This is a genomic window from Wolbachia endosymbiont (group E) of Neria commutata, from assembly GCF_964026735.1.
In the GTDB taxonomy this organism is placed as follows: Bacteria; Pseudomonadota; Alphaproteobacteria; order Rickettsiales; family Anaplasmataceae; genus Wolbachia.
The window spans coordinates 1,216,568-1,229,017 of the sequence record NZ_OZ034692.1; the positions used below are offsets into that span (position 1 = coordinate 1,216,568).

The 12,450-nt window shown below is 35.4% G+C and carries 8 protein-coding genes and 6 pseudogenes; 6 read left to right on the forward strand and 8 right to left on the reverse strand.

Annotation, left to right across the window (positions count from 1 at the left end; translation table 11 throughout):
* Positions 1-24 precede the first annotated feature (24 nt).
* A pseudogene (locus tag AAGD89_RS06465) lies at positions 25-227 on the forward strand (transposase family protein); the annotation flags it as partial.
* Positions 228-296: 69 nt separating this feature from the next.
* On the opposite strand, the pseudogene AAGD89_RS06470 reads toward AAGD89_RS06465, so the two are convergent.
* Positions 297-822 (reverse strand): annotated as a pseudogene (locus tag AAGD89_RS06470) (transposase family protein); the annotation flags it as partial.
* Positions 823-1,214: 392 nt separating this feature from the next.
* The gene (locus tag AAGD89_RS06475; RefSeq protein ID WP_341808213.1) at positions 1,215-1,472 is read right to left on the reverse strand and encodes a hypothetical protein; all 258 of its coding nucleotides are present in this window, start codon (positions 1,470-1,472) and stop codon (positions 1,215-1,217) included.
* Between the two features lie 1,325 nt (positions 1,473-2,797).
* Here AAGD89_RS06475 and AAGD89_RS06480 point away from each other — a divergent pair.
* The 3 pseudogenes from AAGD89_RS06480 to AAGD89_RS07370 all read left to right on the forward strand — a co-directional run.
* A pseudogene (locus AAGD89_RS06480) lies at positions 2,798-3,232 on the forward strand (IS630 family transposase); the annotation flags it as partial.
* Positions 3,211-3,339 (forward strand): annotated as a pseudogene (locus AAGD89_RS06485) (IS5/IS1182 family transposase); the annotation flags it as partial. The pseudogenes AAGD89_RS06480 and AAGD89_RS06485, both read left to right, overlap by 22 nt.
* Positions 3,334-3,451: pseudogene (locus AAGD89_RS07370) on the forward strand (IS630 family transposase); the annotation flags it as partial. The pseudogenes AAGD89_RS06485 and AAGD89_RS07370, both read left to right, overlap by 6 nt.
* A gap of 153 nt (positions 3,452-3,604) precedes the next feature.
* On the opposite strand, the gene trpS reads toward AAGD89_RS07370, so the two are convergent.
* The gene (gene trpS / locus AAGD89_RS06490) at positions 3,605-4,612 is read right to left on the reverse strand and encodes a tryptophan--tRNA ligase (protein ID WP_341808215.1); all 1,008 of its coding nucleotides are present in this window, start codon (positions 4,610-4,612) and stop codon (positions 3,605-3,607) included.
* A 141-nt stretch (positions 4,613-4,753) separates the two neighbouring features.
* Here trpS and AAGD89_RS06495 point away from each other — a divergent pair, with 141 nt between their 5' ends.
* Positions 4,754-6,607, forward strand: coding sequence for an ankyrin repeat domain-containing protein (locus tag AAGD89_RS06495; protein ID WP_341808216.1), 1,854 nt, complete (start codon positions 4,754-4,756; stop codon positions 6,605-6,607).
* Between the two features lie 92 nt (positions 6,608-6,699).
* Here AAGD89_RS06495 and AAGD89_RS06500 read toward each other — a convergent pair whose 3' ends face one another.
* The gene (locus AAGD89_RS06500; RefSeq protein WP_341808217.1) at positions 6,700-7,872 is read right to left on the reverse strand and encodes an NADH-quinone oxidoreductase subunit D; all 1,173 of its coding nucleotides are present in this window, start codon (positions 7,870-7,872) and stop codon (positions 6,700-6,702) included.
* Between the two features lie 150 nt (positions 7,873-8,022).
* On the opposite strand from AAGD89_RS06500, the gene AAGD89_RS06505 reads away from it, so the two are divergent.
* Positions 8,023-8,211 carry a hypothetical protein gene (locus tag AAGD89_RS06505; protein WP_341808218.1) on the forward strand — a complete coding sequence of 63 codons (189 nt, stop codon included), beginning with the start codon at positions 8,023-8,025 and terminating at the stop codon, positions 8,209-8,211.
* Between the two features lie 26 nt (positions 8,212-8,237).
* On the opposite strand, the gene AAGD89_RS06510 is transcribed toward AAGD89_RS06505, so the two are convergent.
* The 4 genes and pseudogenes from AAGD89_RS06510 to dapD all read right to left on the reverse strand — a co-directional run bounded on the left by AAGD89_RS06510 (position 8,238) and on the right by dapD (position 12,431).
* On the reverse strand, positions 8,238-9,431 hold the full coding sequence (locus tag AAGD89_RS06510; RefSeq protein ID WP_341808219.1) for a pyridoxal phosphate-dependent aminotransferase: 1,194 nt from the start codon (positions 9,429-9,431) through the stop codon (positions 8,238-8,240).
* A gap of 135 nt (positions 9,432-9,566) precedes the next feature.
* Positions 9,567-10,448 carry a CPBP family intramembrane glutamic endopeptidase gene (locus AAGD89_RS06515; RefSeq protein WP_341808220.1) on the reverse strand — a complete coding sequence of 294 codons (882 nt, stop codon included), beginning with the start codon at positions 10,446-10,448 and terminating at the stop codon, positions 9,567-9,569.
* 222 nt (positions 10,449-10,670) lie between these two features.
* Positions 10,671-11,341 (reverse strand): annotated as a pseudogene (locus tag AAGD89_RS06520) (transposase family protein); the annotation flags it as partial.
* Positions 11,342-11,600: 259 nt separating this feature from the next.
* Positions 11,601-12,431: a 2,3,4,5-tetrahydropyridine-2,6-dicarboxylate N-succinyltransferase gene (gene dapD / locus AAGD89_RS06525; RefSeq protein WP_341808221.1), complete on the reverse strand. Its 831-nt coding sequence runs from the start codon at positions 12,429-12,431 to the stop codon at positions 11,601-11,603.
* Positions 12,432-12,450 lie beyond the last annotated feature (19 nt).

Below are 12,450 nucleotides of genomic sequence, written 5' to 3' on the forward strand. Positions count from 1 at the left end.
AGGAAAGGCTCGGTTTAAATCCACAAAATTCATCAATTAACTAAAGAAAAAAAGAGAAAAAATCAGGAGCTTGCGAGTAAAAGGTGGCAGTTGAAAATGTGATTGGTTTGCTGAAAAGATTTGAAATTATTGCAGACAGATATAGAAATAGGCGAAAACGCTTCGGTTTGAGGTTCAATCTGATAGCTGGCATTTACAATTGGGAATTACAACGACTAGTACAATAGACCCCCTGCGAAACAACGTGAAGCAAGTTGCTTATAAAATCTGGTAAGAAATCCCCAGCCCAAAAATTATTAAAAACTATGCCGCAAATTCACAATTCCGGCAATAATATTAAATCTCAAGTTGTATTTCTTCTGAAAATTGCGGTAAACATTTGACATTATTTTGAAGATTTTTATCTCGCGAATCTTATTTTCCACTCGCATCCTGAACGATGCCAGCTTCCGATTATGCTCCTTTTGCTCCTCCGTTAGTGGCTTTTTACGGTGTTTTTTGTATGGAATCACAACGTTTTTCTGCAGTTTTTGCCAACCTTGATACCCAGAATCAGCATATTTTATGCTATCTTTGGCCAACAATTTTTCCTGTTTTCTTATGCGAAAATCGTGAATTCGGCCTCGATGTGACTTTGAAACCGACAAAATCTGCCCATTTTCCTCGATCACAATTTCAGTTTTCATCGTGGTTGTTTTCTTTTTTCCGGAATAAGATTTTTACGTTTTTTTGCGTCTTTTGGCCGCTGTATGGGTTGCTCTGTGACGTCTGCTAAAATTTTTAAATCCTCTCTGGAGTCAGCGTTCTGTCTTTTGTAACGTTGTCAGACCCGTTAATTGCCTGGAATTATACTGGGTCTTTGAAACTTTTGCGTAACTTATTGCCATTTTACTCTTCTAAAATTTTCATTTTATACGCTTTTTAGTCGTTTTCACCTACTTTCTACCTTTTCGCAGGGGGTCTACCTTTAGTGAATGAACGCTTCTTCCATTTTATAATGGTCTTTGGTATAGTGCTCAGCAAGCTTTGCTATGCTCTCTTGACTATTTTGTATTGCTCGACGCACCGCGTCTCTGTCGTTCTGGCGCACCCATGTAACCACAACTCCTCCTTTAATGGTCACTTCTCATATATCATGCCATCACACTCTGGAACTGTATATCCTAACTTCTTCTTTACTTTTTCTGGGTAAGGTCAAAGGATTTCGTGTAGTCTCAATGAGACTTATTTTTTTTACCGAAAAAGATATTATGCAACCTTTTATCTATAGTTTGCTCTATATCTTTCATTAATAGCTGCTTTATCATATCCACCTTCTTTTTTGCATCCTGATCACTATTGTGATCGTATCCATAACTTGTGTTATTGACATAATTAGTTCTGTTGCTGTAGCCATTGCTACTAGCTTTATTTAATTCATTACTCTTTTTTCTCCTCATGAGTCTAAGTACTTGTGTTATTATATGCCTCACAAAAGGCCTCCAGTTTATGCTAAGAAATAATTTATAAAGAAGATAGGGGATAAAGAAGGCTACTAATATTCTGATAGAGACCCCATAGTCTAAATCATCTTTGTTTTCCCAATACCACTTGAGATATTGATATAAATAGTAAAATGCACTTTTGAAAGAACCAAATTCCGTAACATACTGAAAGCCATTGCTGAAAAACATCAGTATAATGCTAGACATATAAAAATATCCCGTAAGGAGGAATAATTTCACAGCTATATCCTTTAGGCTACTTAATATGTAATTGAATAGCCTTAATTTATAAAAGAGCGATATCATTTCACAATTTTAATGGCTGAGGTGACCTTTCAAATAAAACTCGTTCTCACGAGCATTATGGAAATCGGGTGAAAACCAGCTATATTCCTTATAGTATAAAAAGTTAAAAAGGACCATACTTAATTTGAGAACTGACAAAAAATTGTTGTTTATTGTAATACAGTTGTTGTAAAAAGTAAATATAATATTTGTTGTTGCTGCTTTTTAAATTGTTGTTGCATTAGAAAATGTTTTAGGTATGGACATATGTAAATTGATATAGTGGTAGGCGGGTTGCTATGCAAACATTAAACCAGTAAAATGCTGTTTTAGGACGATTAAAACGGTCAGATGAGAATGAAGAGTTATTTGATGCTATAAGGTATAATAATCTCAGTAGGGTCAAAGAGCTTGTTACATAGAGAATTTGATTTTAAGTCTCCTGATAAAAACAAAAGTACATTGGGCTGTACAATTAGGCCACTTAGATATACCTTGTTGAAGGGACATTTAGAAAGTGCTGGCAAAATAGTTTGTCAGTACCTTGCTTGCCTTAAACGAACTCTTCTCACGAGCGTTATGTAAAATGGCTGAAAGTGGCTATATCTCTTAAGTTTTAAGTAAAATTTGTTTACATAAAAGTACCTACCTGCCTGAGAAAGAGAACATCAAAATTTTAAAATTTGAAGTAAATTAGTAAATATAAATTTTTTTATTAGCACTGGGTCCGAGCTCAAAAACATAAAAAAGTAGCCTGAAAATAAAATACTAAAATGTGCATAAATAACTTGCGTTGCTGCTCTTCCTGGTATACCATATAGCAAGCTTAGCATAGTGTGTTTGAGTAATGAAAGTAACAGGGTATCTCTATGCTAAAAACATAACATCCAACAGATTATCTAAAAAAAGAAGAAGTTGCCGGACTGATAGAAGGAACAGGACAAGCTCAGAGGCTTCCTAAGCGTAAACGTCATTTTAGGTCTGATAGCGATGATGAAAGAGAGAACAATAGGAAATTATTTTCTGCAATAGGAGCAAGCAGGGCAGTTGTGGCAAAAAGATTTAAGATAGGAGAAACAACTTTGTACGAATGACAAGTAAGGTGCAAAGAAACGGGAGTTTTGCATCGAAAAAGCCGGGAAGTGTAGGCTATAATCATAAAATTACCGACAGGAATGCGTTCACTGAATTTGCGAAAAAACATGGAGGTAAAACTCAATCAGAGATGGCTGAACTTTGGGGCAATATCAGCCACCAAACGATCCACCCTGCCCTCAAAAATATTAGATTTACACGAAAAAAAGACCTATGGATACAAAGAAAGAAGCGAAGAAAAACGAGCAGAATTCTTGAAAGTTATAGCAACATAAGCTCCTGATAATCTCGTATATATTGATGAATCTGGAATAGACAACACGGAGGATTATGAGTATGGATATTGCAAAAAAGGAGAGAGATTTTATGGAAGGCAAATAAGGAAAAGAAGGCTAAAGGCGGTAGAAAAAATAAACTGAGCGGGGAGAATATGCTGCTTATTGCACTGGAATACTTGCGGGAATCTCGGACGTATTCTCCTGATTTTAATAAATTGAGCACCAGTGGTTTCCTATTAAAATAGAGCAAGGAAAAATATCCCGTTCTTTAAATCTTTCCGCCTGGCTGTTGATTCTACCTTCTCATGAATCATTTTGATTATTGGGAGAAGGGGTATAATATTATTGCCGGAATTGTGAATTTGCGGCATAGTTTTTAATAATTTTTGAGCTGGGGATTTCTTACCAGATTTTATCAGCAACTTGCTTCACGTTGTTTCGCAGGGGGGCTACAGTAATAATTCACTGGACAAATCCAATGATATCCTTAATTTCTTTTATATTGTGATTTGCAATTTCTGATGCTTTCTCTGTGCCTTCTTTTAGTATTGTATTTAAATATAGCTGATCTTTTAGCAGATCATTAATTTTCTCGCGTATGGGTGATATAACACTGACAATTGAATCAGCTAATTCTTTTTTGAAGTGTTCCATGTTATGTTTGTTCATTTCTACACACACTTTTTCTACGCTCATAGTGCTGAGTGCTGAGTAAATGTTTATCAAATTACTTATTTCTGGACGATCTTCCGAAGTAGCAAAATCAAAACTTGAAATTGAATCTGTTTTTGCTTTTTTTATCTTGCTAAAAATTAAATCACTGGGGTCATCAAGATTAATGCGTGAATGGTCAGAAGGGTCAGATTTACTCATCTTGCTTGTACCATCTCTTAAACTCATTATCCTTGATGTGTGGCCTAAAATTAAAGCTTTTGGCACAGTAAAATAATCTTGTTGATAGTGATTATTAAAAGCTGATGCAATATCACGTGCAAGCTCCAGGTGCTGTTTTTGATCGTCACCAACAGGAACACATTTGGTTTTGTATAACAATATGTCTGCAGCCATAAGCACTGGATAGCCATATAATCCTAGAGAAGCTTTTTGTTTATCGCTTCCAGCTTTATCTTTAAACTGAGTCATCCGGTTAAGCCAGCCAATAGGTGTGTAACAACTAAGCAGCCAACTGAGTTCTGCATGACCGCTAACTGTGGATTGGTTAAAAATAATGGATTTTTCTGGGTCTATTCCACAGGCGATATAGGCCGCTGCTGTTTTGAAGATATTGCTTTTCAATTCACTTGCTGGAAGTTTATTGGCTGTGATTGCATGCAAATCAACAATACAAAAAAGGGACTTATATTTATCCTGTAAGTCTACCCACTGCTTAATCGCACCAAGGTAATTACCCAGATGTAATATGCCGCTTGGCTGAACACCCGAAAAAACAATAGATTTTTTGCATATCATTGTCATCTTAATACTGCTAATTTTATGTAGATATAAATACGGTATGTGAAATGTTAAGTAAAGAAAACTGTGTGCTTATGAAATTTGACAATTGTTAAGATTTTTAGTAAAATTATATTATTATGAGGTTATAAAGATTACGTGACTGAAGAAAATGGATTAGCGCAACAAGATAGTAGCGTGCAGCTTTTTGAGGCTGTAAAGAATGGTAGCGTAGAAGATGTTCAAAAGTTGATAGATGCTGGTGCTGATGTCATTATACAAGATAAAAATGGTGATACTCCATTACATATAGCTGCTTATAGGCACAGCAAGATTTCATATAATGCATCTGAATATCCACATAATCATGAGAAATGCAAGAAGGATGGGAGGAAGGACAGCCTGGATATTATAGAGGTACTTATTAAAAAAAACAAGAGCATCATTAATACTACAAATAAGAAAGGTAAGACAGCTTTGTATCAGGCAATTTTCCCGTTGCTTGATGAAGAAGAGGAAAGAATTGAGTCAGTAATAAAGGTAGTAATAGAAAAAGGTGCTGCTATTAATACGGATATTGACACACAAAATTACGATCATATGGCTCCTTTACGTGATGCTAGTCAAAGCAATGCTTCAAGAGCAGTAATTATGTTTCTTGAAAATGGGGCTGATCCTAATATACAATCCAGCTTAGGTACTGCTTTACATTATGCTGTTTTAGCTAAGCAGGAAAATGTAGTGAGAATACTTGCTAATCGAGGTGTTAATTGTAGTATACGCAGTGAAACTTACGGTATAACTCCATTATATTGTACTGCTATAGAGTCACGTGCATATGGAATTCAGAAGCAACACCCTGGAGTGATGGCAAAAGTGCTTCCTGAAAATGGTGCTGATCCTAATATAAAGCTGAAAGATGGCTCATATGAAATTATGTCTACAATTACGTCTACTCATAGTAATGCATTACCTACAACCATTTATATGATTGCATATTATGCTAGTAACTTAGATGAAGAGTTAAAACAACAAATAGAAGTAAATGAAAATTTGAGAGATGATTTTAAAAAAGGTGAAAGGATACGTAATTATATAGATCGTATTTTACTAGATGTACAAAGTGAAGTTGAACGTGGTAGGTTGAAGATCGATCTTAATTTCGGTTATAGTTATAATTTACGAGAATTTATTGAAAAATTTATAGAATATAGAGGATTAGAAAAGTTATTAGAAGATGAAGACGCTTATCCATTTGAGGGTAATAGTGTATTAGATTTTTACAGGTTAGATCAATACATTCAAGAACATGTATTTCTTCACAATAATAAGATTATTATTGATATTTTATCAGAAGTGTATGGTCGTAAATTGCAAGGTATGTCAGTTTATGAGTTGGATGAATTCATTTGTGAGTCTGATAAAAAATTTAAAGATATTTGTGATATAGAGCTTATTAATACATTGTTTGATTTCGATATTTCCAAACTAAATGTCATTGTTCCAACACTCCATCAACTTGCATACGTAGAAGTTTTAAGATTGTTAGAAAACGATAGACATGAAGAGCTTAGATATAGTTTTGGCAAGTTCATCAAAACACAAGAAGCCCATATCAGGGAACAAAATTCAGAAGAAGCTTTAAATGATATTCGCTATTTATATGAAGAAGCTGATGAAAAAGTAGACACCAAGCTTAAAGCACCAATACGTGATTCAGTTATTTCTTCAGAAAGCGCAAAGAAATTGGAGAAAGACTCGCAAGCTTATCCTCAAAAACCCAAAAGTAACAGTAAATACTGCTGCATAGGCGTTTGTACAATAGCTGGTTTAGCTATAGGTCTGATTGTAGCACACATTACAGGAGCTCCTGAAGTAGTATTTATTGTAGCTGCTGTGGTAGGCATATTAATTGGTGCAGCGTTTGGTGTTGGAATAGATTATGGTATAAGTAAATGTTTTGCTAATCCTAATGTGGAAGCACATAAGCAACCAGAGTTAGTGTTACAGTAATCATTAGCCAATCTTCTACAACTCTGTGAGAGCTTGAAAATAGAGATAGTTTACTCTTCCCTGTAATATTGTTCTAGGGGAGTAAGGTGTGTCTACCTATCAACCTCACCAAAAACTATATCGAGTGATCCAATGATTGCGGCAACATCGGCAAGCATATGACCTTTTGCCATAAAATCTAAAGCTTGCAAATGTGCAAAGCCAGGAGCTCTTATTCTGCATCTATAAGGCCTATTGGTGCCATCTGAAACTATATATACTCCAAACTCACCTTTTGGTGCTTCAACAGCAACATAAGCTTCGCCTTTTGGTACATGATATCCTTCTGAGTAAAGTTTAAAGTGATGAATGAGAGCTTCCATCGACATCTTCATCTCTTTTCTTGGCGGTGGAGAAATTTTTCTGTCTTCAGTTTTTACTGGACCTTCAGGCATCTTTTCTATACATTGCTTCACCAGACTAATAGACTGTCTGATTTCTGCCATTCTAACTAAATACCGGTCATAGCAATCACCATTTTGACCAACTGGTATATCAAAATCTAGTTGATCATATATCTCATATGGTTGACTTTTACGCAAATCCCAAGCAAGCCCAGCTGCACGGAGCATTGGTCCACTAAATCCCCAATCAAGCGCTTGTTTTATTGATATTTCACTGATTCCTACAGTGCGTTGCTTCCATATTCTGTTTTCTGTCAAAAGCTCATCAACATCATCTATATATTTCGGAAATTGCTCTATAAATTTTGCGATATCTTCAATTAATCTCTCTGGAATATCAGCTGCTATTCCACCTGGCCTGATATAGGCCGCATGAAACCTTGCACCTGAAGCTCTTTCATAAAATTCTAGTATTTTCTCTCTTTCTTCAAATAACCATAAAAGAGGAGTCATAGCTCCAACGTCAAGTGCCTGAGAAGAAACATTTAGCAAATGATTTAATATTCTTGTAAGCTCACAAAACAAAACACGCAAATATTTTGCTCTTATTGGAATTTCACATTGCAATAATTTTTCTACACATAATGAATATGCATGTTCTTGCGACATTGGTGAGACATAATCAAGGCGGTCAAAATAAGGTAAAGCTTGAAGATACGTTTTATATTCTATTAACTTTTCCGTACCACGGTGCAAGAGTCCGATGTGAGGATCTGCCCTTTCAATCACTTCACCATCCATCTCCAAAACAAGACGTAACACGCCATGTGCAGCTGGATGCTGCGGTCCAAAATTTAATGTCATTGTCTTTAAATCAGGCATATCTTGCAACTTGAAATATACTGAAATTTATAGACTTAAGTATGCTGAAAGTCAATTGAAAATCATAAAATTGCAAAGCAAGAACATTGACTATATAAACTAAAGATGTTATCTATTAGCATTATTAATTTAATTATATAGGGTTATATTATGTCAGAAGAAATAGCTATATTGGGTGGAATAGCCATTATTGGTATTGGGTGCATAGCTGGTATCCCTTTATGTTTGTTGATTGACAAAGCAGTTGAATGCTTTTCTTCAAAGGAAAGTGAACAACCGGATGGTTCTTTAGGTGGAGAGATGGATGCTGAAGGCAGTCGAAAGACTTGCTTGGGTTAGATATCTATATTAAAGCAATGTTAGGTTCACATTAACTCCTGGCATGCCTTAATAATGCTGCTGCATCCAATTTCTAATTGTTCTTGAGAGGTTGCATAAGAAACTCTAATAAAACTTTCCATACCAAACGCAATTCCTGGAACCACAGCAACTAAATGATCTTCCAGTAAGTATTCAGCAAAATCTAAATCATTATTTATTACTTTACCATTTTTTGTCCTCTTGCCGAGCAACTCTTCACACGAAACAAATAAATAAAACGCGCCCTGTGGGGTGGTGACTGATAACCCAGGAGCAGAGTTTAGTTTTTCCACCATAAAATCTCTGCGACTTTTAAAAATCTCCGTTCTTTCTTTCAAAAAACTATGATCACCATTTAGTGCTTCAACTGCTGCTGCTTGCGCTATTGAATTTGGGTTAGAAGTGCTTTGAGATTGTAGCGTGGAAATAGCTTTTACTATATCACTTCTACCTGCAACATAACCTATTCTCCAACCTGTCATTGAATAAGCTTTTGATACTCCATTTACTACAAAAACCCTGTTATAGAGTTTTGGCTCAACCTGAGCGATGGTAAAAAACTTTTCACCATATATTACATGCTCATAAATGTCATCTGTAACAATATTTACGTGTGGATGTGCAAGCAATATTTCTGATATGCTTTTCAATTCATCATACGTATATACTGCACCTGCAGGGTTATTTGGCGAGTTGAGAATCAACCATTTAGTTTTTTTTGTTATCTTACTTTTTAATAACTCTGTTGTAATTTTAAAGTTTTGTTTGCACTTAGCAACAACTGATACGCCGCCAAAAAGGTTGACCATATCAATATACGAAACCCAGTATGGAGCTGGAATAATAACCTCATCTCCAGAGTTAATTGTCGCCATAAATAAATTAAACAACACCTGTTTAGCACCAGTGCCAACACAAATCTGGTTTGCTATATACTCAAGGTTATTATCTCTTTTTAACTTATTAATTATTGCATCTTTCAGTTCACGCGTTCCATCAACAGCAGTGTATTTAGTTTTGCCTTCATTTATTGCTTGAATAGCCGCCTTTTTTATATGATCTGGAGTGTCGAAATCCGGCTCACCTGCAGCTAAAACACAAATTTTTTTTCCTTCGCTTTTTAATTTATTTGCCTTATCGGTCACAGCAATTGTAGGCGATGGTTTTATTAAAGACATTCTTTCTGCTAGATCTGACATAATCTTGTTTAAGATAAATTTAAATCATAAACTCTGCATAATAAAAAAGCTAGGGTTTTGTAAGCTGTATAAGCAATAGAATAAGCAGGATTTAACATCCGCTACTGGAATGACAAGTAGTGGTTAGACGACAACTTATGAATCACTCAAACGACGCCCACGAGTTTTATCAAACCAAATAATGCCAACTCCAATGATTAAATAAGAGATTGCCATCAATATCATACTCAGCGCTGAAATATAATTTGATGCAGGAAGAGAAAATGTAGTAAACACTGACGGAATAACCTGAACAATATAATCTAATGTTGCATGAAAAATAGTTACTGGCCAGACAGAATTATCCTTTTCAAACAACCATGTGAATACTATAGAAAACACGCAAACCATAGGAATATAAGCACAAGATAAGGTAAAAGTAAATCCATCTTCCCAGAGCATTGGACCCATAACGTACCAGATTGGCATGTGCCATATTGCCCAAATGAAGCCAACAACAAGTGCTCTTACATAAAAATTCGGTATTTGGCTTTTAAGATTTTTTAGCAAATAACTACGCCACCCTATCTCTTCGCCAAGACAAAAAACAATGTACACTACAAAACTCATTGATAGGCCAAATAAAAGCATTGCTATGTTAACATCTTTTACTTTCTCTAATGTCCACTCTACTTCTCGTGGAAGATCTAACAAGTATTCTATAAGTAGATAAATACCGAAATATACCACATACAAAGTTACTATAGGAATTATGAAACCTAAAAAACAGGTTCTTAGAGAACTTAGTTTAAAAAGATTCCTTACCTTTTCTTTGTTATAAATTGTTAAACCAATTGCAACTATAGCTGGAACAAACATTACTGGTGGTGATACATATTGAGTAGGCACGCTCCAAGCTACAATACATGTTAATAAATAGGTGATTACAACAAATAATATACAATTAATAGTGGTTGAATTCATATGCACCCCTAAATTTCTTTTTTGCATTATTGATATTTCTTTGAACGTTGTCAATAGAATGCGTCTTCAAGGACAAATGGAGTAATTTTTCTTTTTGAATTGCTACTCATAGTTGAGTTTATATATAGTAGTTTGTCATGCAAGTAGCGTGACACTGGAATCCAGTAAATTTATTCCTTAGACCCCCTGCGAAACAACGTGAAGCAAGTTGCTTATAAAATCTGGTAAGAAATCCCCAGCCCAAAAATTATTAAAACCCGTGCCGCAAATTCACAATTCCGGTTGCCCCTCCGTTAGTGGCTTTTTACGGTATTTTTTGTATGGAATCACAACGTTTTTCTGCAGTTTTTGCCAACCTTGATACCCAGAATCGGCATATTTTATGCTATCTTTGGGCAACAATTTTTCCTGTTTTCTTATGCGAAAATCATGCATTCGACCTCGATGTGACTTTGAAATCGACAAAATTTGTCCACTTTCCTCAATCACAATTTCGGTTTTTATTGTGGTCATTTTTTTCTTTCTGGAATAAGATTTTTTACGTTTTTTTGTGTCTTTTGGCCGCTGTATCGGTTGCTCCGTAACGTCTGCTAAAATTTTTAAATCCTCTCTGGAGTCAGCGTTCTGTCTTTTGTAATTGTGATTTTTTTTGCTAGCAGCGGCTCCATTTTCTTCAAAAGTCGGCAAATATTTGAGTTATGCAAATTAAACAAAAACCCTAAAAATGGATGCGTTATGTACGTTCTGTAATAAATTAGAACACATAAAATCCTGTCTTCTAGCGCCTCAACATGCGATTTTCTGCCATGGCATTTCTTTTTAGCCTCCATTTTTTCTCACTCTGGACGCACTTTTGCCACAATTTTTTCAAATTCAGATGTTGTGAGCCCTGTCAATTGTCTAAAAACATATGGTGTTTTTGCTATTTTTACGTAACTTATTGCCATCTTCCCTCTTCTAAAACTTTCATTTTACATGCTTTTTAGTCGTTTTTACCTACTTTCTACCTTTTCGCAGGGGGTCATACTCTGCCAGCATTTTCGGGTCTATTTTTCGTATAAAACCACTCATTTTTGCTGATTTTAAGCTTTCACCCGCAGCCTTCTTTTTCAACCAAAGATACCGCTTACACTGCCCTTCCTCGTATGCCTAAATGGTCATTAATACTGTTATCATTTGCTTTGGAAAGCACTATAGTATAAGATTTTAGTCTCTCAATATTTCATTTATAGAAATTTTTGACTGTGTTTTTGCGTCCACTTTTTTTACTATAACTGCACAATACGTTGAAACATTATTTTTGGATTGAGTAGACCCTGGTACTACAACAGAATAAGGTGGAACCTCGCCATAAAATATTTTGCCAGTTTCTCTATCAATGATTTTTGTTGATGCCCCAATAAATACGCCCATACCGAGAACTGATCCTTCTCTCACGATAGCGCCCTCAGCTACCTCGCTACGTGCTCCAATAAAGCAATTATCTTCTATAATAACTGGTGAAGCTTGAATAGGCTCAAGCACTCCTCCTATTCCCACTCCGCCGGAAATATGGCAATTTTTCCCTATTTGTGCGCAGCTACCAACTGTTGACCAGGTGTCTATCATTGTTTCTGATCCAATATATGCACCAACGTTGATGAAGCTTGGCATTAGAACAACGTTTTCACCTATGTAAGCAGATTGGCGTACAAAACATCCGGGAACTGCTCTGATTTTTGACCGGCGAAACTTTGCTTCATTCCATTCATTGAATTTATCATTAACCTTATCAAACCACCAACCTCTCTCATTAATGTGGTTTATTATTTTGTTTTCTTCAGTTAAAAAATGCAGTAATATCGCCTGTTTTATCCATGTGTGTACTACCCACTCTCCACTTGATACTTTTTCCGCTACTCTAATTCTGCCACTATCTAAAAGTTCTATTACTTCTCTGATTATTATTCTCGCTGCTTTTTTTGAATTGCAGTCACTAAATTTATCTCTATTTTTCCAGATGTCTTCTATATCGCTTTGTATTTTTTTTAGTTTCATCTATTATATATTGATATTA